This is a genomic window from Micromonospora sp. CA-111912, assembly GCF_050948415.1.
Lineage (GTDB): Bacteria > Actinomycetota > Actinomycetes > Mycobacteriales > Micromonosporaceae > Micromonospora.
The window spans coordinates 838,014-860,132 of record NZ_CP192007.1; the positions used below are offsets into that span (position 1 = coordinate 838,014).

Genomic DNA, 22,119 nt, shown 5'->3' on the forward strand with positions numbered 1-22,119 from the left:
CCCGGACGCGGCCCGACCGACCCCCGCCGGTGGCCACCCCCTCGCGGGAGGGAGCGGCCACCGGCACGTCGGCGCGCGGCACGGCCGGCAGGGGCGTCGGTCGAGGGCGGTGGGCCGGGAGGGGCGTCGGTCAGGGGCGGCGCGGGCGGCGGGTCAGGGCGAAGCCGACCACGCCGGCCACGGCGGCCAGCACGCCGCCGACCGTGGTCCAGACCCAGCGCGAGGACCCCTCGGGCAGCCAGCCGGTGAGGAGGGACTCGTCGTCCTCCTCCTCGGCCGGTGCCGCCGCCGGCTCACCGGTCAGCACCGTGCCGGCCTTCGTGTTCGGCACCAGCGCTGCCTTCAGTTCCCCGTCGTCGGCCGGGGCGTCGCCGTCGCCCACGTCCGAGACCAGCAGGTCCACGTCGATCGGCAGGCCGAGGTCCGGCTCCGGCAGGTCCACCACCGAGAGCCGTACGTAGTACGTGCCGGGCAGCGGGTCGGCCGACCACGGCTCCGCCCAGGACCGGACCTGACGCAGCGTGCAGCCGAGCGCGATGCTGGTGACCGACGCTACGGCGGTCGGGGTCTGCGCCCCCGCCGTGCACGCCTGCCGGCGGCGCAGGCCGTCGAAGACCTCGACGGTCCAGGTGGACGCGCCGGTGCGGCCCTTGGGGAAGCTGACCGTCGCGGTGATCTCGTGGATCTGCCCGGCGCGGGCCGGGAAGGACCAGTAGAGGTGGTCGCCGGTCGACGCACCGACCCGGACCGGCTGCCCGGCGGTGATGCCGGTGGCGGTCAGGAACGAGGTGCCGGCCTTGGTGACCGTGGTGGCCCCGGGGGAGGGGGTGGGCGCGGCGAGCTCGTCCCGGGTCGCGGGGGGCGGCGGGCCGGCCAGCGCGGGCGCGGTCGGCAGGGCCAGCGCGGCGGCGGTCGGCAGCGTCAGGACGGCGGCGGCGGCCAGCGCCGCCCCGGACCGGATCAGCGGGGTACGCATCGTCAGTTCTCCCTCCAGGTCGCGACCCACCAGCGGGTGAGCAGGCCGGCGACGAGGCCGGTGAGCAGGCCGGCCAGGGTCAGCAGCATCAGCAGCACCCAGCCCCGGCCCAGGTCCGGCCCGCCCGGGGCGGGCGACGAGGCGACCACGTCCACGGTCAGCTCGATCGGCATGCCGGGGGTGGCCCGGGTGCCGGGACGGGGCGCGAAGGCGTTGCTGACCACCAGGCAGACGGTGGTCGGGGCGGCGTCGGCCCCGCCCGGCGCCGGGGTCTGCGTCTGTCCCTCGTCGGCGTCGTCCGAATCGGCGGCGGCCGACCAGCGCAGGCCTGCGGAAACCACGTCGGTACGGCCGCTGCCGGCGTCCACGCCGCGGACCAGCTCGCGGCCGTCCGGCGCGGTGGCCCGCAGCAGCACCCCGTAGTCCGGGTTGACCGGGCGGTCCAGCGAGATGCTCACCGAGGCGCGCAGCTCCTGCCCGGGGCGCACCGGGACCCGGTACCAGCGGTGCTCGGAGAACTGCTCCCGGTCGGTGTAGACGCCGGGGGCGAGCAGCGGCGCGTCCGGGCAACGGGCGGAGCCGCCCACCACGGCCGGGGCCGCGGTGTACGTGTCGCGGGCCCGGTCGACCAGCTGCTTGATCCGTCCGGTCAGCTCCTCCGCGCTCTGCGCGGCCGTGTACGTCCCGCCGGTCGCGTTGGCGATGCAGAGCAGTTGCCGGCGCACCTTCTCGTCGGGGGCCAGGCCGAGGGTGTCCACCACCAGCTTGGTGCCCTGCGCGGCCAGGTCCCGGGCCACCTCGCAAGGGTCCGGCGGGGCGCAGGTGTCCTCGCCGTCGGTGATCAGCACGATCCGGCGGACGGTTGCGCCGGTGCCCAGGTCCTGGGCGGCCGAGCGGAGCGCCAGCCCGACCGGGGTGAAGCCGGTGGGCCGGAGGGTCGCCACCGCCGCCTTGGCCTGGGTCCGGTCCACCTGGCCGACCGGCACGATCTGCTGGGTGTCCTGGCAGCCGACCTTCTTGTCCTTGCCCTTGTAGGTGGCGCCGAGGACCCGGATGCCGAGCTGGGTCTCCTCCGGCAGCGCGTCCACGACCTCGTTGAACGCCTGCTGCGCCACGGAGATCCGGCTCCGCCCGTCGATGTCCCGGGCCCGCATCGAGCCGCTGACGTCGAGCACCAGCTCGACCCGGGGCGGCTCGGCGGGGGTCTCCTCGTCGGCCCACGCGGGCGCGGGCCCGCTCAGCACGATCCCGGGACCGATCAGGACGGTCGCCGCCAGCAGTCCACTGAGGACGGATGTCGATCGTCTTCTGTTGATCACCGGGGCGAGTGTAGTGAGATCCACTCCGGACGGTCGGTCGCCCCCCGGCGGCTGCCCCGCACCCGGCCGACGGCCCCGAACGGCCCGCATGACCAGCACTCCGGCGGTACCGGCCGCGGGGATCTTGTCAGGTCTTCCCCGGATGACTGACGGTTAGCTGCCAGGTGTAAACCACCAGGCTGGGGCGAGTCTCGTCAGAAATCTGACCCGAGTCCACCCGTTGTGCCAGTGGTTCCCGGTGGTTAAGCTTCACGTGCGCGCCCCAATCGCCCGCTTCCCCCGTGGCAGGCGATCGGGGCGCGCGTCTTCGTGCCGGGGCCATTTTTTCGTGCCCGGGCCCTTGAGGTCCTCGCGCCGGAGCCGCCAGCTATCCGATATCCGACGCCGCCTCCGGTTTCCGCTTGCCGGCCACCGGGCTCGTCCCGTCATTACCGTCCGCGACAGCCGGAGCGCCCCCACACCGGGGGCCGACCACCGGTCGCGGGGGCGCCCCTAGGCCGTCGTCAGGTCCAGCGGCCGTCCAGCCACATCCGGGCCGACCACTCCGCGTACGGCAGCAGCTTTCCCACGAAGATCGGATAGAAGTACGCGAAGCAGAGCGCGACCAGCAACACGTACACGCCGACCACGATCCCGCCGATGAGCCGGCGGTCGGCCGCGTCGTCCGGCCCGGGGGGTGGGGCCCCGGCGGGCACCCGGGCATCGGCGGGGGCCGGGGAGACGATGGCGCCCAGCACGTAGACCACCGCCAGCACCAGGAACGGCAGGGCCGGCGCGGCGTAGAAGGAGAACATCGTCCGCCCGTCCAGGGCGAACCAGAACCAGGGCAGCAGGCCGGCCGCCGCGCAGAGCAGGATCGCCCCGGCCCGCCAGTCCCGCCGGGCGACGCCGATCCAGGCCGCCCCGAACAGGGCGGGCAGGAACGACCACCACAGCAACGGCGTGCCGAGCAGCAGGACCTCGGTGGCACAGGTCGGCGCTCCGCAGGCACCGTCACCGGACCAGTGGAACGCCACCGGCCGGCCGAGCAGCAGCCACTGCCACGGCCAGGACTGATACGGGTGTGATTTGTCCAAAGTTGTGTGGAAGCCGTACGCGGCCTTGTGGTACTCCCACAGGTTGTTCAGCGCCCCGAGGTACGGGGTGTCGCTGAGCCCGGGCACGTTCGGGTACCGGGCGGCGAGCCGGTAGTAGCCGTCGTCGGTCAGCAGCCAGCCCGACCAGGTGGCCACGTAGGTGACGACCATCAGCACCCCGGCCAGGGCAAGCCAGGGCACCTCGTCGAGCAGGGCGTCGCGCCAGGGCCGGCGCACCCCGGCGGACCGGCGGACGCCGACCTCCCAGAACAGGGCCAGCAGCGCGAAGGCCGGCAGGAAGTACACGGCGCTCCACTTCACCGCGCAGGCGCAGCCGAGCAGCACCCCGGCCGCCAGCCGCCACCAGGGCCAGTTCCGCCAGCCGCCGGCCGGCCGGCCGGCCCGCCCCGCAGCGGTGGGGTCCAGCCCGGCCTCCAGCGCCCGGCTCCACCGCCGCCGACGGGCGTCCCGGTCGAGGACCAGGGCACCGAACGCGGCCAGCACGAACAGCAGCAGGAAGATGTCGAGCAGGGCGGTGCGGGAGAGCACCAGGTGGAAGCCGTCCAGGGCGAGCAGCAGGCCGGCGGCGCAGCCGAGCGTGGTGGAGCGGAACAGCCGGCGGCCGATGCGGACCAGCAGCAGCACCGACACGATGCCGGCGATCGCGGCGCCGATGCGCCAGCCGAACTCCGGGGCGGTGGTCATCAGGTGCCCCGGCACGGAGATGTTGTGCTCGGCGTCGGAGTAGCCGAAGGCCCACTCGCCGAGCCCGATCAGCCACTTGCCCAGCGGCGGGTGCACCACGTACGACGGGCCGTTGTCCTTGTAGTTCCACTCGACGCCCTTGTCGACCAGGCCCCAGCCGTCGCGGGCGTAGTAGATCTCGTCGAAGATCTTGCCCTTCGGGCTGCTGAGGCCGACCAGGCGCAGGATCGCCGCGATCGCCACCACGACGGCGGTGGCCAGCCACGAGTTGACGTCCAGCCGGGCGTCGACGGTCGCCAGCCGCCGCCGCACGACGCCGGGGACGCCCCCACCGCCGCTGATGGGGGGAGGCGCGGACTCCTCGGTCGCGGCGCCGGCTGCGGCGTGCTCCGATTTCGCCTGGCCCGCGCTCGCGCTCTGCGCTGTCGACGCACTCGTCACGAAGCGATCGTAGGCTGCGGAGGTGCCCGGTGGCGCCCGTCGTCCCCAATACCGGTACAACTGTCGATGAAGGAGTACGTTTCGTGGGTGAAATGTCCGAAGTTGGCCGCCTGATCCTCCTCGGCGCGCCGCTCGGCAACCCGGCCGACGCGTCCGCCCGGTTCCGCGAGGTGCTCGCCGCCGCCGACGTGGTCGCCGCCGAGGACACCCGGCGGCTCACCCGGCTGGCCCGGGACCTCGACATCACCGTGCCCGGCCGGATCGTCTCCTACTTCGAGGGCAACGAGGAGCGCCGCACCCCCGAGCTGGTCGAGGTGCTCCGCGAGGGATACGTCGTCGCCCTGGTCACCGACGGCGGGATGCCCAGCGTCTCCGACCCCGGGTACCGGCTGGTCCGGGGCGCGCTCGACGCCGGTGTGCCGGTGACCGCCGCCCCCGGCCCGAGCGCCGTCACCACCGCGCTGGCCCTGTCCGGGCTGCCCAGCGACCGGTTCTGCTTCGAGGGCTTCCTGCCCCGCACCCCCGGCGCTCGGCGCTCCCGGCTGCGCGCCCTGGCCGCCGAGGAGCGGACCCTGGTGCTCTTCGAGGCCCCGCACCGGATCGCCGGTGCGCTCGCCGACCTGGCCGCCGAGTTCGGTGCCGACCGGCCGGCGGCGCTCTGCCGCGAGCTGACCAAGACGTACGAGGAGGTGGTCCGCCGGCCGCTCGGCGAGCTGGCCACCTGGGCCGCCGACAGCGGGCCGCGCGGCGAGATCACTCTGGTGGTGGCCGGCGCCGCGCCGGCCGCCGCCGAGCGGCCGGACGACGCGACGCTGCGTGCCGCCGTGGCCGAACGGGAGGCCGCCGGCCTGTCCCGGCGAGACGCGATCACCGAGGTCGCCACCGGGTACGGCCTGCGCCGCCGCGACGTCTACGCGGTCGTGCACGCCTGAGGTGTCGGGAGGTCGCCCCGTCGTCGCCCCGTCGTCGCCCCGGCCGGCGGCGCGGACGCGGCGAGGTGGGCGGGACGGGACATGAAAGGCCGGCGGGGGCGTCACCAGGCGTTGGCGAGGAAGCCGGCCGTGATCACGAGCGGGCCGGCCACGGCGGCGGCCACCGCCCAGCGGCGGGCCCGCCGGTCGACGAACAGGGTGGCACCGGTGCACCGGGCGATCGCCCCACCGCAGGCCAGCACCAGCAGCAGCCCGAGCAGCCAGCGCAGGTGCCGGCCGACCCCGGTGTCGGCGTACGCCGCGTCGGACGCCGGCCCGGTCATCCCGGCCGGCAGGACGGAGCCGGCGGCGCTGCGCTCGGCGGGCACGCCGCTGATCCGCACCCCGAACGCGACGTACCGGCCGTCGTCGGCGGTGAAGATCCCCCGGCAGCGCTGGGTCAGCCCGCCGCCGGTGCACTCGTCGACCTCCACGGTGCCGGTGACGCGGTGCCCGACGGCCAGCCAGAACGGGCCGACGCTCACCCAGGCGAAGAATGCGGCGAGCAGGCTCAGCGCCAGAAGCGCGGAGAGCCCTCGCCAGGGCTCCGGCGGCCGGGCAGGGCGGTCGGCCTGCCGCCGTCGGGCCCGGGCCACCCGGTCGCCGTCGCCGTGCCGCCACCGGCCGTGCCCCTCCCCGAGCGGCGTGCCGTCCCAGTGCACCTCCTCGATCGGTGCCCAGAACAGCCCGTCGTCGGACCCCGGCGGATCGCCGACGGCGGTTCCCGGGCGGGGCCGGCCACCCGGCTGCCGGACCGGGACCCGGCGCGGCACGGCGCCGACCGGCGCCCCGGTGGTCGGCTCCACCTCCACCGGCCGGCCGGGGCCGCCGGTGGCCTGCCCGGGCACGGCGGTCGGCCGGGGTTCGGTGGCCGGTCCGGGCAGGGCGGTCGGCCGGGTCGGCCCCGGCAGGGCGATCGGTCCGGTCGGCCGGGGCGTGCCGGCGGCGTTGGCGGCGGGTGGCCCGGTCGGTTCGGCGGCCGGGACCGGCCGGGGCTGTGGCGCCACGGTCCCGGCCCGGGGCGACGGTCCGGGCGGCGGGTCGTCGTCGCGGGCCGACCCGGTGGGTGGCTCCTCGTGGTCCCGGGCGGCTCGGCTGGCAGTCACGGGCTTCATTGGACACCGGTCGGCGTGGGTGTCCAGGCAGCTCAGGCCGCGTGTCGACGACAATTCGGGCAACGATCGCCCGCCCCGACGCCGCCCGGTCGCCGAGGCCCCCTCGCCCCACCCCGTCCGTGCCGGCCCTGGGTGCCCGACGGGGCGTTGACCCGCCCGGGTGGCCTGTTGGTTCGCGGTGCACCCGGCGAGGTCACTAGGCTTGCTGGTCATGAGTCACGTTCTCGCGGCGGTAGCCTGGCCTTACGCCAACGGCCCGCGCCACATCGGCCACGTCTCCGGTTTCGGCGTTCCCTCCGACGTCTTCGCCCGGTACATGCGGATGGCCGGCCACGACGTGCTCATGGTGTCCGGCACCGACGAGCACGGCACCCCGATCCAGGTGCAGGCCGACGCCGAGGGGGTCACCCCGCGCGCGCTGGCCGACCGGTACAACCGGGTGATCGCCGAGGACCTGCGGGCGCTCGGGCTGTCGTACGACCTGTTCACCCGCACCACCACCCGCAACCACTACGCCGTGGTGCAGGAGTTGTTCGCCGGGATGCACCGCAACGGCTACATCGTTCCAAAGGTCACCGTCGGCGCGATCTCGCCGTCCACCGGCCGGACCCTGCCCGACCGGTACATCGAGGGCACCTGCCCGATCTGCGGGTACGACAGTGCCCGCGGCGACCAGTGCGACAACTGCGGCAACCAGCTCGACCCGGTCGACCTGATCAACCCGAAGTCCAAGATCAACGGCGAGACGCCGGAGTTCATCGAGACCGAGCACTTCTTCCTCGACCTGCCCGCCCTGGCCGACGCCCTGCGGCAGTGGCTGGACAGCCGGGAGGGCTGGCGGCCCAACGTGCTGCGGTTCTCGAAGAACCTGCTCGACGACCTCCAGCCCCGGGCGATCACCCGGGACCTGGACTGGGGCGTGCCGATCCCCCTCGACGGCTGGCGGGACCGGCCGGACAAGCGGATCTACGTCTGGTTCGACGCGGTCATCGGCTACCTGTCCGCGTCCATCGAGTGGGCCCGCCGCACCGGAGACCCGGAGGCGTGGCGGAAGTTCTGGAACCCGACGGGCGCCGAGGGCGGCACCGACGGTGACACACAGAGCCACTACTTCATGGGCAAGGACAACATCGTCTTCCACTCGGTGATCTGGCCGGCGCTGCTCGGCGGCTACTCGGGCGAGGGCGCGCGCGACGGCGAGCCGGGCCGGCTGGGCCGGCTCAACCTGCCCACCGAGGTGGTCTCCAGCGAGTACCTGACCATGGAGGGGCGCAAGTTCTCCTCCTCCCGCAAGGTGGTCATCTACGTCCGGGACTTCCTGGAGCGGTACGACGCCGACGCGCTGCGCTACTTCATCGCCGTCGCCGGCCCGGAGAGCAACGACACCGACTTCACCTGGGCCGAGTTCCTCCGCCGCAACAACGACGAGCTGGTCGCCGGCTGGGGCAACCTGGTCAACCGGTCCGTCTCGATGGCGGCGAAGAACTTCGGCGCGATCCCGCCGGTCGACCCGGCGGGGCTCACCGAGGCCGACGAGGCGCTGCTCGCCACCGCCCGGGCCGGCTTCGAGACCGTCGGCGGCCTGATCGGCCGGCACCGGCAGAAGCAGGCCATCGGCGAGGCGATGCGGGTCGTCGCCGAGGCCAACAAGTACATCTCCGACCAGGCCCCGTGGAAGCTCAAGGACGAGGCGGACAAGCCCCGGATGGGCACCATCCTGCACGTCGCCCTCCAGGTGGTCAGCGACGCGAACACGTTGCTGACCCCGTTCCTGCCGCACTCCGCGCAGAAGATCCACGAGCTGCTCGGCGGCACCGGCGTGCATGCGCCGATGCCCGTGCTGGAGGAGGTCGACGACCTCGACGGCGGGCCCGCGTACCCGGTGCTGACCGGGGACTACACGGTCGGGACGCGCTGGGAGTCCGTACCGCTGGAGGCGGGCCGGCCGCTCGCGGCGCCGAAGCCGGTCTTCCGCAAGCTCGACCCGTCGATCGTCGACGAGGAACTGGCCCGGCTCACCGGCTGACCACCGCGTCGGCCCGATCCACCGCGCCAGCGCGGCCCCCGCCCCCGGGGACCGCGCCGGCCGTACGGTCGCGGGCGGCCTCAGCGTCGGGCCATCGCCGGGGCCACCACGAACTCCAGGATCGCGCGGTTCACCTCGTCGCTGTTGGTCCACGGGATGCCGTGCGGCGCCCCCTTGAGCGTGGTCAGCCGGCTGTCGGGCAGCATCGGCTGCAATCGCTGCCCGGTCGCCGCGTACGGCAGCACCCGGTCCTGGTCGCCCTGCACGATCAGCACCGGCACGTCGATCCGGGGCAGGTCCGGCCGGAAGTCGGTCAGCCAGGCGTCCACGCTCTGGTACGTGCCGATCGCCGAGGCCCGCGTGCCGATCTCCCAGTGCGCCCGGTACGCCTCCTCGCTGACCAACTTGCCCTTGTTGTCCGCATAGTTGAAGAAGCTGTCGCAGAAGGTGGTGAGAAACGCGAACCGGTCGGCGAGGATCGCCTGCTGGAACCCGTCGAACAGGCTCCGGTCCAGCCCCTCCGGGTTGTCGGCGGTCTTCAGCAGGAACGGCGCGAGCGGGGCGAGCAGCACCGCCCGGTCCACCCGGCCCGACCCGTACGCGCCGAGGTAGCGGGTCACCTCCCCGGTGCCCATCGAGTGCCCGATCAGGATCGCGTTGCGCAGGTCCAGCTCGGTCATCAACACGTCCAGGTCGGCCGCGAACGTGTCGTAGTCGTACCCGGCGGCCGGCTGGCTGGAGTTTCCGAAGCCCCGCCGGTCGTATGTGATCGTGCGGTAGCCGGCGGCGAGCAGGGCGCTGGTCTGCTTCTCCCAGGTCGCCCCGTTGAACGGGAACCCGTGGATCAGCACCACCGGCTGCCCGGCGCCGTGGTCCTCGTAGTACAGGTCGATGGGCGCGGAGTTCTCCACGCCGACGGTGATGAAGGGCATGTCGTCTCCCGGAGCGGGGTCGGGGCCGTCGGACGCCCGACGCATTCCCGGCCCTCTTGCCGTTATGCCCGCCCACCACCGCTTCGGCCCGACCGGCGGTGTGTGATGCTGACGGCGATGACCGAGCCGACTGAGTCCCGCCGCCAACGGGCCACCCGCCGGGCCGGGGAGTTCCCGCCCGCGCCCGAGCCGCTGCCCCGCCCCGTGCCGGACAGCCACACCCACCTGGACATCACCGTCACCGAGGCCGGTGCCCCGGCCGGCGGGGCGGGCGGGAACGCCACCGCCGACGACCCGGTCGCGGCGGCCGTCGCGGTGGCCGCCGAGGCCGGCGTGGACCGGCTCGTCCAGGTCGGCGTGGACGTGGCGTCCTCCGCGTGGAGCGCCGACGCGGCCGACCGCTACCCGGCGGTGCTGGCCACCGTCGCCCTGCACCCCAACGAGGCGCCCCGGCTGGCAGACCTCGACGAGGCGCTGCGGCAGATCGAGGCGCTCGCGGCCCGGGACCGGGTGCGCGGGATCGGCGAGACCGGGATGGACTTCTTCCGCACCGGCGACGAGGGCCGGGCCGCGCAGGAGGAGAGCTTCCGGGCGCACGTCGCCATCGCCAAGCGCTACGGCAAGGCCCTGGTCGTCCACGACCGGGACGCGCACGCCGACGTGCTGCGGATCCTCGACGACGAGGGCGCCCCGGACACCGTCGTGCTGCACTGCTTCTCCGGCGACGCCGGGTTCGCCGCCGACTGCGTGCGCCGTGGCTACCTGCTCAGCTTCGCGGGCACCGTGACCTTCGGCAGCGCCGTCGCGCTGCGCGAGGCCGCCGCGCTCACCCCGCTCGACCAGCTCCTGGTGGAGACCGACGCGCCGTACCTCACCCCCACCCCGCACCGGGGGCGGCCCAACGCGTCGTACCTCATCCCGCTCACCGTGCGGGCGCTGGCCGCGACCACCGGCGCGGACCTCGACGAGCTGTGCGCGGCGCTGTCGGCCAACGGCGAGCGCGCCTTCGGCCCGTGGTGACCGGCCTGCTCGGCCCGGCGGAGATCCGGGAACTCGCCGCCCGCCTCGGCGTGCACCCGACCAAGAAGCTCGGCCAGAACTTCGTGCACGACCCGAACACCGTCCGCCGGATCGTCACCGTCGCCGGCCTGGCCCCGGACGACGTCGCCCTGGAGGTCGGCCCCGGCCTCGGCTCGCTCACCCTGGCCCTGCTGCCGGTGGCCGCGCACACCCACGCCGTGGAGCTCGACCCGACGCTGGCCGCCGCGCTGCCGGAGACCGCCGCCCGGTTCGCCGGGCCGGCCGCCGCCCGGCTGACCGTGCACCACGCCGACGCCCTGCGGATCGGCGCCGCCGAGCTGGCCGACCCCGCGCCGACCGCGCTGGTGGCGAATCTGCCGTACAACGTGGCCGTGCCGGTGGTGCTGCACCTGCTGGCCGAGCTGCCCAGCCTCCGGCAGGGCCTGGTGATGGTGCAGAAGGAGGTCGCCGACCGGCTCGTCGCCGGCCCCGGCTCCAAGGTCTACGGCATCCCGTCGGTCAAGCTCGCCTGGTACGCCCGCTCCCGTGCCGCCGGCAAGGTGCCGCCCAACGTGTTCTGGCCGGTGCCCAACGTCGACTCCGGCCTGGTCGCCTTCACCCGCCGCGAGCCGCCCCGCCCCGACGTACCCCGGAAACAGGTCTTCGCCGTCGTCGACGCCGCGTTCGCCCAGCGCCGTAAGACCCTGCGGGCCGCCCTGGCCGGCTGGGCCGGCGGCGCGGACCGGGCCGCCGCGGCGCTCACCGCCGCCGGCGTCGACCCCGGCGCGCGCGGCGAGTCGCTCACCGTCGAGCAGTTCGCCGCGATCGCCGCGTCGGCCCCGACCGCCCCACCGACCGCGCAGTAGGCTGGCGCGGTGACCGAGGCCTGGGGACCGGACGACGATGACGACCAGCAGCGGCGCGGGGCCAGCGGCCCGGTCCGGGTGCGGGTGCCCGCCAAGGTCAACCTGCACCTCGGGGTGGGCCCGCTGCGCCGGGACGGCTACCACGAGCTGAACACCGTCTACCACGCCATCTCGATCCACGACGAGCTCACCGCCCGCCGCGGCGACACCCTCACCCTGACGATGGAGGGGGAGGGCACCGGCGAGCTGGCCCTGGACGACACCAACCTGGCCATCCGGGCCGCCCGCGCCCTCGCCGGGTACGCGGGCGTCCCGCCGCACGCCCGGCTGCACCTGCGCAAGCAGATCCCGCTGGCCGGTGGGCTGGCCGGCGGCAGCGCCGACGCCGCCGCCGCGCTGGTCGCCTGCGACGCCCTCTGGGGTACCGGGCTGTCCCGCGACGAGCTGGCCGGGATCGCCGCCGACCTCGGCTCCGACGTGCCGTTCCTGATCTACGGCGGCACCGCGCTCGGCACCGGCCGGGGCGAGGCGGTCAGCCCCGTGCTGGCCCGCGCCACCTCCTGGCACTGGGTGGTCGCCATCGCCGACGGCGGGCTGTCCACCCCCGCCGCGTACGCCGAACTCGACCGGCTCCGCGACGCCGGGGCCGCCGGCCCGCCGCTGGGCAGCGCCGACGGGCTGCTCGCCGCGCTGCGCCAGCGGGACCCCCGGGTGCTCGCCGCCAGCCTCGGCAACGACCTCCAGGACGCCGCGCTCGCCATGCGCCCGTCCCTGGCCGGCACCCTGAAGGCCGGCGAGGCCGCCGGGGCGCTCGCCAGCATCGTCTCCGGCTCCGGGCCGACCTGCGTGTTCCTCGCCACGGACGCCGACGACGCCGAGCGGATCGCCGCCGAGCTGGCGACCGCCGGGGTGTGCCGCCAGGCGCGCACCGCGCACGGCCCGGTGCCCGGCGCGCGGATCGGCTGAGCCGGGAATACGCCCGCCGGGCGGGCGGAGCGTACGCCCGCCGGGGCGGCCCGGAGCGTCCGCGTACCCTTGGAGGCCAGGCGTCCTGAGGTGCCCGCCGGCACCGGGACGCCTTCATCATGAAAGGTGGGTTCGTGGCCAACATCGTCAACCTGGACCGGGTGTCCAAGGGGTACGGCGCCGCCGGGCCGCTGCTCACCGACGTCTCGCTCGGCCTCGACGATGCCGACCGGATCGGCGTGGTCGGCCTCAACGGCGCAGGCAAGTCCACCCTGCTGCGGCTGCTCACCAAGCAGGAGGAACCGGACGACGGCCGGGTGACCCACCGTCGCGACCTGCGCGTCCTGTGGCTTCCGCAGGCCCTGACGCTCGCCCCCGACGCCACCGTCCGGGATGTGGTGCTCGGCACCGCCTGGCTCGGCGAGAGCATGGGCGCCGAGCACGAGTGGGCCGGCGACGCCGGGGTCCGCAACATCCTCGACGGCCTCGGCATGCCCCACCTCGGCCTCGACCAGCCCGTCGGCCCGATGTCCGGCGGCGAGCGCCGCCGGGTGGCGCTGGCCGCCCTGCTGGTGCGCGACTCCGACCTGCTCATCCTCGACGAGCCCACCAACCACCTCGACGTCGGCGGCGTCGACTGGCTGGCGAAGCACCTGGTCGGCCGCAAGGGCGCCCTCGTCGTGGTCACCCACGACCGGTGGTTCCTCGACGCGGTCTGCACCGACACCTGGGAGGTCGCCGACCAGACCGTCCGGGCGTACGAGGGCGGCTTCGCCGCCTGGACCCTGGCCCGCGTCGAGCGGGAGCGGGTCGCCGCCACCACCGAGGCCCGCCGGCAGAACCTGCTCCGCAAGGAGATCGCCTGGCTGCGTCGCGGCCCGCCCGCCCGGACCTCCAAGCCGCAGTTCCGGATCGACGCCGCCAACGCGCTGATCGCCGACGTGCCGCCGGCGCGCGACACCATGTCGCTGCAACGGCTCGCCACCGCCCGGCTCGGCAAGCAGGTGTACGACCTGGAGGACGTCCGGCTGTACGCCGGCCCGAAGGAGATCCTGCACGACGCCACCTGGCACGTCGGCCCCGGTGACCGGATCGCCATCCTCGGCCGTAACGGCGCCGGCAAGACCACCCTGCTGCGGATGCTCGCCGGCATCACCCGCCCCGACGGCGGACGGTTCGCCACCGGCTCCACCGTCCGGCCCGCGTTCCTCTCCCAGGAGCTGGCCGAGCTGCCCGGTCACCTGCGCGTCCTCGAAGCCGTCGAGGAGGTCGCCCGCCGGGTGCAGCTCGGCGACCGGGAAATCTCCGCCGCCCAGCTCGCCGAGGTCTTCGGCTTCGACGACCGCCGGCTCTGGACCCCGGTCAGCGACCTCTCCGGCGGGGAGCGCCGCCGGCTCCAGATGCTCCGGCTGCTCGCGGGCGAGCCCAACGTGCTGCTCTTCGACGAGCCCACCAACGACCTGGACACCGACACCCTCGCCGCGCTGGAGGACCTGCTCGACTCCTGGCCCGGCACCGTCATCGTGGCCAGCCACGACCGGTACCTCATCGAGCGGGTCACCGAATCGGCGTACGGGATGTTCGGCGACGGCCGGCTGGTGCACCTGCCCGGCGGTGTCGACGAGTACCTGGCCCGGGCCGCGAACCAGCCGCTGGCCGTGGTCGCCGGCGAATCCACCGCCACGGTGGGCGCCACCCCGGCGGCCGGCGGGATGTCCGCCGCCGAGGCCCGGCAGGCGAAGAAGGACCTCACCCGGCTGGAACGCCAGATCGGCAAGCTGGACCAGAGGGAGGCGGCGCTGCTCGACCAGCTCGCCGCGAACGCCACCGACTACGCCAAGGTCGCCGAGCTGGACGCCCAACTCAAGGACCTGCGGGCCGAACGGGAGCAGGTCGAGGAGACCTGGCTGGCCCTCGCCGAGCAGGTCCCCGGGAACTGATCCGGCCGGCTCTCCCGGAAGGCGAGCCGGCCTCGGGTGGGGGGTGTGCGGCGTCACAGCCCGCCGTGCGGGACAATCAGGTGACCCCTCACCCGCACGGTCTTGGAGATTCAGACATGGCCCACACCCCCGTCAACCACCCCGCGCGGCCGATCTACCGGGCGATCGGCGGGCTCGTTGGTCTGTACTTCGTGGTCTTCGGAGTGCTCGGCATCATCGCCAGCGCCGGCAACGACTTCTTCGCCCAGGATGACACGAAGGTGCTGGGCCAGGGGACCAATCTCGGATTCTCGCTGCTCAGCATCCTGCTCGGCGCCGTGATCCTGGCCGGCACCGCGATCGGCCGCAACCTCGACGTCGCGATCAACCAGTGGCTGGCGTACGTGCTCATGGTCCTCGGCCTGGCCGCGCTGGCCTTCCTGCACACCGACGCCAACATCTTCAACTTCACCATCTTCACCGACATCGTGGTGCTGACCCTCTCGCTGGTGCTGCTGATGGTCGGCATGTACGGCAAGGTCGGCACCGAGGAGGAGACCGAGGCCTGGCAGAAGGCCCGGCTCGTCCTCTGACCAGGGGCGTCGCTGCGGGGATCGGCTGGTTCCGGTCCCGCTGCGGCGGTTCGGCCCGCATCCGGCACCCGCGCGGGCGACAATCCTTCCGAACGGACACATCCGGACGGAGGGGTTATGGTGCACTTTCCGGTCAATCACCCGGCGCGGGCGCTCTACCGCGTCCTCGCCGGGGTCATCGGGCTCTACATCCTGGTCTTCGGCGTTTGGGGAGTGGTCGCGACCTGGGGCGAAGGGCTGTTCGACCGGGGCAGCACCTGGGCCCTCGGCCTCCGCACCAACCTCGCGTTCGCGCTGGTTTCGGTGGTCTTCGGGGCCGTGCTGATGGTCGGGGCGTCCCGGCGGAGCAACCTCGGCCACTACATGAACCTGACGGCCGGGGTGGTCTTCCTGGTCACCGGCGTGCTGATGATGTCCGTCCTGCAGACCTCGGCGAACTTCCTCAACTTCTCGATGTCCACCGTCATCGTGTCGCTGCTGTTCGGGCTGGTGCTCCTCGCCACCGGCCTCTACGACAAGGTCGGCCCGCCCGAGCGCGCCGAGGCCGAACGCCGGCACCGCCGCGCGGCCGTCCCCGGCGGTCGCTGAACCCGGCCGTTCCGGACCCCGGTCACCGGCCCTTCGCCGTGATCAGGGTCGGCTTCGCGTCCAGGTGTGACAGACCGTTCCAGGCCAGGTTGACCAGGTGCGCGGCCACTGTCTCCTTACGCGGCTTGCGCACCTCCAGCCACCAGCGGCCCGTCAATGCCACCATCCCGACGAGGGCCTGCGAGTAGAGCTCGGCCAGCTTCGGGTCGTACCCCCGGGTCTTGAACTCGGCGCCGAGGATGTGCTCGACCTGGTGCGCGACGTCGTTCATCACGCTGCTGAAGTTGCCCGTCGCGGACATCACCGGCGACTCCCGGACCAGCACCCGGAACCCGCTGGTCTCCTCCTCGATGTACCCGAGCAGGGCCATCGCCGCCTGCTCCAGCAACTCCCGCGGATGACCGGCGGTCAGGGCCGTGGTGATCCGGTCCAGCAGGGCCCGGACCTCCCGGTCCACCACCACCGCGTAGAGCCCTTCCTTGCCGCCGAAGTGCTCGTAGATCACCGGCTTGGAGACCTTCGCCCGGGCCGCCACCTCCTCGATCGAGGTCGCGTCGAAGCCGCGCTCGGCGAACAGCTGCCGGCCGATCGAGATCAACTGCTCACGCCGCTGCGCCGCCGACATCCGCACCCGCGAGGGCGGCTTGCCCGCCGCCGCAACCGCGCGCCGCCGACCACCTGGGCCACCCTCGCCGACCGGACCGTCCGCCATGTCGTCACCTCGCCGGCGCTCGGGGACGCCTGTCGTGGGATGCCGCTGCCTCAGCTGTTCGCGCCGTCGACCCCGTCCGAACCCGGGACGGTGCCGCCGCGTCGTCCGACCGTACCCGTGCCGGCCGACCCGGCGTAGGCCGGCACGGCGGGAGCCGACGTGCGGGTGGAGCCGCATGGGACAGTTTCGTGCGTGGATGCCTTCATGCCGCGCGACCTGCCGTCGGAGTGCCGCGCCGGCCGCTCTGGAGGACCGAAGGGATCATGAGGGGAATGGGCGATGGCGTCGAGGGCTCGGGACGCTAAGGTGTAGAGGTCTGCCGACCGCTTGGTTTGTCCGTTTAGACCGTCCCGGGTCGTCTAATGGCAGGACGTCAGGTTTTGGTCCTGATTATAGGGGTTCGAATCCTCTCCCGGGAGCTTCCGCTGTACCGCCGCCATTGCGTGGTTAGCATGGCCGCGAGACTGTCGCCGTCCCGACGGGAGCTACATCGTGTCCCAGCTCCACCTCCGAACCGTCGTCGTGCTCGCCGCCGGGGAGGGCAAGCGGATGAAGTCGGCGCTGCCCAAGGTGCTGCATCCCCTGCTCGGCCGGACCCTGCTCGGCCACGTGCTGACCGCCGCCGCGCCCCTTGCGGCCGACCGGACCGTCGTGGTGGTCGGGCACGGCGCGGACCAGGTCCGGGCGCACCTGGCCGAGGTCGCCCCGGCGGCCACCCCGGTGCTCCAGGCCGAGCAGCTCGGCACCGGCCACGCGGTCCGGATCGGGCTGGACGCGGCGCCGGACGCCGCCGGGACCGTGGTGGTGATCAACGGCGACGTGCCGCTGCTCCGCCCCGAGACGGTCGCCGCGCTGGTCGACGCGCACGAGGGCGCGGGGGCCGCGGCCACGGTGCTGGCCGCCGAGGTGCCCGACCCGACCGGGCTGGGGCGCATCGTCCGGGACGCGGCGGGTCGGCTGGAGCAGATCGTCGAGGAGCGCGACGCCACCCCGGCGCAGCGCGCGCTGCGCGAGATCAACGCCGGCATCTACGCGTTCGACGCGGTGCGGCTGCGCGCCGCGCTGGGCAAGCTCTCCGCCGACAACGACCAGGGCGAGGAGTACCTCACCGACGTCTTCGGCCTGCTCGTCTCCGCCGGCGAGCCGGTGGCGGTGCACGTGGCCGCCGACCACGTCGAGACGCTGGGCTGCAACGACCGGGTCGAGCTGGCGGCGCTGCGCCGGCTGCTGCGCGACCGGGTCAACGAGGGGTGGATGCGCACCGGGGTCAGCATCCTGGACCCGGCGACGACCTGGATCGACGTGACGGTCGCGGTGGACCGGGACGCGGTGATCGACCAGAACACCCAGCTGCGCGGCGGGACCGTGGTCGGTGCGGAGGCCGTGGTCGGCCCGGACGTGACGCTGATCGACACGGTGATCGGCCCGGGGGCGACCGTGCTGCGCAGCCACGCCGTCGAGGCCGAGGTCGGCCCGGGGGCCAGCGTCGGGCCGTACGCGTACCTGCGGCCGGCGGCGAAGCTGGCCGAGCGGGCCAAGGTCGGCACCTTCGTCGAGGTGAAGAACTCCGAGGTCGGCGCGGGCGCGAAGGTGCCACACCTGTCGTACGTGGGTGACGCGACGATCGGGGCGAAGGCCAACATCGGCGCGGCGACGATCTTCGTGAACTACGACGGGGTCAACAAGCACCGCACCACGGTCGGCGAGGCGGCGTTCATCGGCTGCGACACCAGCCTGATCGCCCCGGTGGAGGTGGGCCCGGGCGCGTACGTCGCGGCGGGCAGCGCGGTCAGCCAGGACGTGCCGCCGGGTGCGCTCGGGGTTACCCGGGCACCGCAGCGCAACATCGAGGGCTGGGTGGCCCGCAGGCGGCCCGGCACCGCCTCGGCCGAGGCAGCCGAGCGGGCCCGCCAAGCGGTGGCGGAAGCGGCGGAGGATGCGCCGGAGGCCTGAGGGCCGCAAGGGAAGGTGAGGCAATCCACGGGGGTGCCGAGGCGGTTCGACGGCCGTCAGGCGGGGGAGATACTGCAACCGCATAGTCCCGGCCAGACCGCAGCCGGGACCACCGACCAACGGGAGCAGACGAGCCCATGGGCAGCATCGTCGCCGAAAACCGCAAGAGCCTGATGCTCTTCTCCGGACGTGGCTTTCCGGAGTTGGCCAAGGAGATCGGCGAGGTGCTAGGCGTCGCGCCGACGCCCGCCGACGCGTACGACTTCGCGAACGGGGAGATCTTCGTACGGTTCAAGGACTCGGTGCGCGGTTCGGACGCCTTCGTGGTGCAGTCCGTGACGCACGGGGTCAACACCTGGGTCATGGAGACCCTGATCATGATCGACGCGCTGAAGCGCGGTTCGGCCAAGCGGATCACCGTGGTCCTGCCGTTCTACCCGTACTCGCGGCAGGACAAGAAGCACCGGGGCCGGGAGCCGATCTCGGCGCGGCTGGTGGCGGACCTGCTGAAGACCGCGGGCGCGAACCGGATCCTCACGGTGGACCTGCACACCGCGCAGATCCAGGGCTTCTTCGACGGCCCGGTGGACCACCTGTTCGCGATGGACATCCTGGCCGAGTACGTGGAGCGCAAGTTCGCCGGTCGGCCGATGACGGTGGTGGCGCCGGACTCGGGCCGGGTTCGGGTGGCGGAGCGGTGGACGGACCGGCTGGGCGGCTGCCCGCTGGCGTTCATCCACAAGACCCGGGATCCGCTCAAGCCGAACCAGGTGGTGGCGAACCGGGTGGTCGGCGACGTGGAGGGGCGGGTCTGCCTGATCGTCGACGACATGATCGACACCGGCGGCACGATCACCAAGGCCGCCGAGATCCTCCGGACGGCCGGTGCGGCGGAGATCGTCGTGGCGTCCACCCACGCGCTGCTGTCCGACCCGGCGACCGAGCGGCTGAAGAACAGCCCGATCACCGAGGTCGTGGTGACCAACACGCTGCCGCTGCCGTCCGAGAAGCAGCTCGACAAGATCACCGTGCTGTCGATCGCGCCGCTGCTGGCCCGGGCGATCCGGGAGGTCTTCGACGACGGGTCGGTGACCACCCTGTTCGGCGGCCTGAGCTGACGGCCGACCGCGCGCCGGCCGTCGTTCCGAGGCCGGCGCGCGGGTACCGGACCGGCGTCCGGTTCGGCTCCGACCGGTGTCCGGTTCGGCCCCGACACTGCGTCCGGACCGGCTCCGACACGGCGTCCGGACCGGCTCCGACCAGCGTCCGGGCGATATTCGACCGGCGTTCGGGGCGGTGTCCGATGGGCGTTTTTGCTCCTGCGGATGGCGGAGGCGGGGACTGCCGTCGGGGGCGGAATCAACTCGGGTAGACTATTACGGTTGCCACGGCGAGGGTGCCCGGCGGGCCGCTGAAAAGCGCCGCTCGGATGCACCGTCATCGACGCGGTGCTCCGGGCAGTCGTTCATGACGCATGAGCCCCAGCGAGCCCCTCGCCCCAGCACCGCCAGTCGACAAGCCGCCGCAGCGAAAGCATCAGGAGTTTCCCCGTGTCCGAGGTAAAGATCAGCGCCGAGCCCCGTACCGAGTTCGGCAAGGGTGGTGCCCGTCGTACCCGCCGGGCCGGCTTGGTGCCCGCCGTGCTTTACGGCCACGGCGAGAAGCCCAAGCACATCGCGCTGCCCGTGCGTGAGTTCGCCGCCGCGATCCGTAAGGGCGGCGCCAACCAGCTCTTCGCGATCGAGGTCAGCGACGGCACCCAGGTGCTGGCACTGCCGAAGGCGATCCAGCGGGACCCGATCCGGGACAGCTACGAGCACGTCGACCTGCTGCTCGTCCGCCGCGGCGAGAAGGTCACCGTCGAGGTTCCGGTCCAGCTGACCGGCGAGGCCGCCAAGGACACGCTGATCGTGCACGACCACGACACCCTCTCGGTGACCGCCGACGCCACGAAGGTGCCGGACCACCTGGAGGCGTCGATCGAGGGTCTGGAGGCCGGCACCCAGGTCACCGCCGCCGACGTGGAGCTGCCGGCCGGCGTCGAGCTGGTCGCCGACCCGGAGGCCACGGTCGCCTCGGTGACCGCCGCGCCGACCGCCGAGCAGCTCGAGGCCACCCTCCCCGAGGTCGAGGAGGCCACCGCCGAGGCCGAGGCCGAGGTCGGCGAGGAGACCGCCGAGGGTGCCGAGACCCCGGCCGCCGAGGGCGAGCAGGCCCCGGCCGAGGCGAAGACCGAGGCCTGATCGGTCCCCGTTCCGTGCGGCAGGCGCTCCCGTGATCGGGGGCGCCTGTCGGCATATCGGGGTGGTCGTCGGGTCGCACGGCCCGTGGTGGGCGGCGCTGAGAGCGGGAGGGGCGTGGCGTGACGGACGAGGCGGGGCCGTGGCTGGTGGTCGGCCTGGGCAACCCCGGTCGGGAGTACGCGGGCAATCGGCACAATGTCGGTTTCATGGTGGCCGACCTGCTGGCCGCCCGCGTGGGTGGCAAGTTCGGCCGGCACAAGCGGGCGGTGGCTGAGGTCACCGAGGGGCGGCTCGGTTTCGGCGGTCCGAAGCTGGTGCTGGCGAAGCCGCTGACGTACATGAACCTCTCCGGCGGGCCGGTGGCCGGGCTGGCGCAGTTCCACAAGGTGCCGCCGGGCCAGGTGATCGCGATCCACGACGAGCTGGACATCGACTACGGGCAGGTGCGGGTGAAGTGCGGCGGCGGCGAGGGCGGGCACAACGGCCTGCGCTCGATGTCGAAGTCGCTGGGCACGAAGGACTACGTCCGGGTGCGGTTCGGCGTCGGCCGGCCGCCGGGTCGGCAGGACCCGGCGGACTACGTGCTGTCGGACTTCTCCGCCGCCGAGCGCAAGGAACTCGAGTTCCTGGTCGACCGGGCGGCGGACATGGTCGAGTCGGTGGTCATCCGGGGCGTGGAGCCGACCCAGAACCAGTATCACGGGGCGTGACCTGGGCGGGGCGTACGCGGGTGACCGAGGCCTGCCGGTAGTCTGCGCCTTTCGGGCGAACCGCAGCCGGCGGCCCGGTCGTCGGCAAGGCGACGGGAGCGAGTTGTGGGCAGTCCTCCGATGATCGACGGCGCGTTCGCCCGGTGGTTGGCGGCCCAGGCGGGGCAGGCGCTGCTGGGCCTGCGCACGGAGCTGGGTTTCGCCGACCCGGGGGCGTTGAAGTCGGCCGGGGACAAGGTCTCGCACGACCTGATCCGGACGGAGCTGGCGAAGTGGCGCCCGGGGGACGCGGTCCTCTCCGAGGAGGACGAGGGCTCGCGGCTGGCCTGGGCGGCGGAGGTGAACGCCGGGGCGGTGCCCCGGCTGACCGCCGACCGGGTGTGGATCGTCGACCCGCTGGACGGGACGCGGGAGTACGCCGAGGAGGGGCGCTCGGACTGGGCGGTGCACGTGGCGCTCTGGGCGCGTGACGCCGGCACCCCGCACGGCTTGGTGGCCGGCGCGGTCGGGCTGCCGGCGCAACACCGGGTGCTGGGCACGGACCAACCGCCGGCGTACCCGCCGATGGCGCTGGAGGCGGCGACCGCTGGCGGGGGGCAGGTCATCCGGTTGGCGGCCAGTCGTAGTCGTCCGCCGGTTTTTCTGACCGATCTGGCGGAGGATGTCGGCGCTCATCTCGTTCCGATGGGCTCGGCGGGGGCGAAGATCGCCGCAGTGGTGACCGGGGAGGTCGACGCGTACATCCACGCCGGCGGCCAGTACGAGTGGGACTCGGCCGCCCCGGTAGCTGTGGCGACGGCCACCGGACTGCATGCTTCCCGGATCGACGGTTCTGCGCTGAGATACAACGAGGCTGATCCGCGCCTGCCCGACCTGCTGGTCTGCCGCAAGGATCTCGCCAGCCGGTTGCTTGCAGCGTTGCAGAGGCAGTCCGGGTAGCCTGAGCGTTCTTCTTTACGTGTCCGACCGGAAAGGTCTGGAATCCCAT

18 protein-coding genes, 1 tRNA gene and 1 pseudogene are annotated in these 22,119 nt (G+C 73.6%); 14 read left to right on the plus strand and 6 right to left on the minus strand.

Annotation, left to right across the window (positions count from 1 at the left end; translation table 11 throughout):
* Positions 1–130 precede the first annotated feature (130 nt).
* The 3 genes from ACQPZO_RS03985 to ACQPZO_RS03995 form a co-directional block, all read right to left on the minus strand.
* Positions 131–976: a peptidase gene (locus tag ACQPZO_RS03985; RefSeq protein WP_433347118.1), complete on the minus strand. Its 846-nt coding sequence runs from the start codon at positions 974–976 to the stop codon at positions 131–133.
* Positions 977–978: 2 nt separating this feature from the next.
* A complete protein-coding gene (locus ACQPZO_RS03990; RefSeq protein WP_433347120.1) occupies positions 979–2,295 on the minus strand; it encodes a VWA domain-containing protein in 1,317 nt (438 codons plus the stop codon).
* Positions 2,296–2,798: 503 nt separating this feature from the next.
* The gene (locus ACQPZO_RS03995) at positions 2,799–4,517 is read right to left on the minus strand and encodes a dolichyl-phosphate-mannose--protein mannosyltransferase (protein WP_433347121.1); all 1,719 of its coding nucleotides are present in this window, start codon (positions 4,515–4,517) and stop codon (positions 2,799–2,801) included.
* 92 nt (positions 4,518–4,609) lie between these two features.
* On the opposite strand from ACQPZO_RS03995, the gene rsmI reads away from it, so the two are divergent.
* A complete protein-coding gene (gene rsmI / locus ACQPZO_RS04000) occupies positions 4,610–5,449 on the plus strand; it encodes a 16S rRNA (cytidine(1402)-2'-O)-methyltransferase (protein ID WP_433350774.1) in 840 nt (279 codons plus the stop codon).
* A gap of 101 nt (positions 5,450–5,550) precedes the next feature.
* Here the strand turns inward: rsmI and ACQPZO_RS04005 are convergent, their stop codons facing one another.
* A complete protein-coding gene (locus ACQPZO_RS04005) occupies positions 5,551–6,603 on the minus strand; it encodes a hypothetical protein (RefSeq protein WP_433347123.1) in 1,053 nt (350 codons plus the stop codon).
* Positions 6,604–6,814: 211 nt separating this feature from the next.
* Here ACQPZO_RS04005 and metG point away from each other — a divergent pair, with 211 nt between their 5' ends.
* Complete coding sequence (gene metG / locus ACQPZO_RS04010; RefSeq protein WP_433347125.1) at positions 6,815–8,629, plus strand: methionine--tRNA ligase; 1,815 nt, start codon at positions 6,815–6,817, stop codon at positions 8,627–8,629.
* An 80-nt stretch (positions 8,630–8,709) separates the two neighbouring features.
* Here the strand turns inward: metG and ACQPZO_RS04015 are convergent, their stop codons facing one another.
* Positions 8,710–9,561, minus strand: coding sequence for an alpha/beta fold hydrolase (locus tag ACQPZO_RS04015; RefSeq protein ID WP_433347127.1), 852 nt, complete (start codon positions 9,559–9,561; stop codon positions 8,710–8,712).
* A gap of 105 nt (positions 9,562–9,666) precedes the next feature.
* Between ACQPZO_RS04015 and ACQPZO_RS04020 the strand changes: the two genes are divergently transcribed.
* From ACQPZO_RS04020 to ACQPZO_RS04045, 6 genes are all read left to right on the plus strand, one after another.
* Complete coding sequence (locus ACQPZO_RS04020; RefSeq protein WP_433347129.1) at positions 9,667–10,581, plus strand: TatD family hydrolase; 915 nt, start codon at positions 9,667–9,669, stop codon at positions 10,579–10,581.
* Positions 10,578–11,447, plus strand: a complete 870-nt coding sequence (rsmA, locus tag ACQPZO_RS04025) for a 16S rRNA (adenine(1518)-N(6)/adenine(1519)-N(6))-dimethyltransferase RsmA (protein ID WP_433350776.1) — start codon at positions 10,578–10,580, stop codon at positions 11,445–11,447. Before ACQPZO_RS04020 ends, rsmA begins: the two co-directional genes overlap by 4 nt.
* A 9-nt stretch (positions 11,448–11,456) precedes the next feature.
* Positions 11,457–12,413, plus strand: a complete 957-nt coding sequence (locus ACQPZO_RS04030) for a 4-(cytidine 5'-diphospho)-2-C-methyl-D-erythritol kinase (RefSeq protein ID WP_433347131.1) — start codon at positions 11,457–11,459, stop codon at positions 12,411–12,413.
* A 134-nt stretch (positions 12,414–12,547) separates the two neighbouring features.
* A complete protein-coding gene (locus tag ACQPZO_RS04035) occupies positions 12,548–14,353 on the plus strand; it encodes an ABC-F family ATP-binding cassette domain-containing protein (protein ID WP_433347133.1) in 1,806 nt (601 codons plus the stop codon).
* Between the two features lie 116 nt (positions 14,354–14,469).
* Positions 14,470–14,925 (plus strand): DUF4383 domain-containing protein, encoded by a 456-nt coding sequence (locus ACQPZO_RS04040; protein ID WP_433347135.1) that lies wholly within the window; start codon positions 14,470–14,472, stop codon positions 14,923–14,925.
* A 117-nt stretch (positions 14,926–15,042) separates the two neighbouring features.
* Entirely contained in the window at positions 15,043–15,513 is a 471-nt protein-coding gene (locus ACQPZO_RS04045) for a DUF4383 domain-containing protein (protein WP_433347137.1), read from the plus strand.
* Between the two features lie 22 nt (positions 15,514–15,535).
* On the opposite strand, the gene ACQPZO_RS04050 is transcribed toward ACQPZO_RS04045, so the two are convergent.
* Entirely contained in the window at positions 15,536–16,225 is a 690-nt protein-coding gene (locus ACQPZO_RS04050; protein WP_405113901.1) for a TetR family transcriptional regulator, read from the minus strand.
* Between the two features lie 348 nt (positions 16,226–16,573).
* On the opposite strand from ACQPZO_RS04050, the gene ACQPZO_RS04055 reads away from it, so the two are divergent.
* The 6 genes and pseudogenes from ACQPZO_RS04055 (at position 16,574) to ACQPZO_RS04080 (ending at position 22,070) form a co-directional block, all read left to right on the plus strand.
* Positions 16,574–16,644, plus strand: a tRNA-Gln gene (locus tag ACQPZO_RS04055).
* 70 nt (positions 16,645–16,714) lie between these two features.
* Positions 16,715–18,264: pseudogene (glmU, locus tag ACQPZO_RS04060) on the plus strand (bifunctional UDP-N-acetylglucosamine diphosphorylase/glucosamine-1-phosphate N-acetyltransferase GlmU).
* A gap of 51 nt (positions 18,265–18,315) precedes the next feature.
* A complete protein-coding gene (locus ACQPZO_RS04065) occupies positions 18,316–19,296 on the plus strand; it encodes a ribose-phosphate diphosphokinase (RefSeq protein WP_433347139.1) in 981 nt (326 codons plus the stop codon).
* Between the two features lie 432 nt (positions 19,297–19,728).
* The gene (locus ACQPZO_RS04070; RefSeq protein ID WP_433347141.1) at positions 19,729–20,421 is read left to right on the plus strand and encodes a 50S ribosomal protein L25/general stress protein Ctc; all 693 of its coding nucleotides are present in this window, start codon (positions 19,729–19,731) and stop codon (positions 20,419–20,421) included.
* Positions 20,422–20,540: 119 nt separating this feature from the next.
* A complete protein-coding gene (gene pth, locus ACQPZO_RS04075) occupies positions 20,541–21,131 on the plus strand; it encodes an aminoacyl-tRNA hydrolase (protein ID WP_433347143.1) in 591 nt (196 codons plus the stop codon).
* A 120-nt stretch (positions 21,132–21,251) separates the two neighbouring features.
* Positions 21,252–22,070: an inositol monophosphatase family protein gene (locus tag ACQPZO_RS04080; protein ID WP_433350778.1), complete on the plus strand. Its 819-nt coding sequence runs from the start codon at positions 21,252–21,254 to the stop codon at positions 22,068–22,070.
* Positions 22,071–22,119: the final 49 nt, after the last annotated feature.

Bases quoted from the DNA above. Each gene is read 5' to 3' on its own strand.
- metG (WP_433347125.1), top strand. From the start codon at position 6,815: ATGAGTCACGTTCTCGCGGCGGTAGCCTGGCCTTACGCCAACGGCCCG.
- ACQPZO_RS04015 (WP_433347127.1), bottom strand. From the start codon at position 9,561: ATGCCCTTCATCACCGTCGGCGTGGAGAACTCCGCGCCCATCGACCTG.
- ACQPZO_RS04065 (WP_433347139.1), top strand. From the start codon at position 18,316: ATGGGCAGCATCGTCGCCGAAAACCGCAAGAGCCTGATGCTCTTCTCC.
- rsmI (WP_433350774.1), top strand. From the start codon at position 4,610: ATGTCCGAAGTTGGCCGCCTGATCCTCCTCGGCGCGCCGCTCGGCAAC.
- ACQPZO_RS04080 (WP_433350778.1), top strand. From the start codon at position 21,252: ATGATCGACGGCGCGTTCGCCCGGTGGTTGGCGGCCCAGGCGGGGCAG.
- ACQPZO_RS04020 (WP_433347129.1), top strand. From the start codon at position 9,667: ATGCTGACGGCGATGACCGAGCCGACTGAGTCCCGCCGCCAACGGGCC.
- ACQPZO_RS04005 (WP_433347123.1), bottom strand. From the start codon at position 6,603: ATGAAGCCCGTGACTGCCAGCCGAGCCGCCCGGGACCACGAGGAGCCA.
- ACQPZO_RS04050 (WP_405113901.1), bottom strand. From the start codon at position 16,225: ATGGCGGACGGTCCGGTCGGCGAGGGTGGCCCAGGTGGTCGGCGGCGC.
- ACQPZO_RS04045 (WP_433347137.1), top strand. From the start codon at position 15,043: ATGGTGCACTTTCCGGTCAATCACCCGGCGCGGGCGCTCTACCGCGTC.
- ACQPZO_RS03985 (WP_433347118.1), bottom strand. From the start codon at position 976: ATGCGTACCCCGCTGATCCGGTCCGGGGCGGCGCTGGCCGCCGCCGCC.
- ACQPZO_RS04040 (WP_433347135.1), top strand. From the start codon at position 14,470: ATGGCCCACACCCCCGTCAACCACCCCGCGCGGCCGATCTACCGGGCG.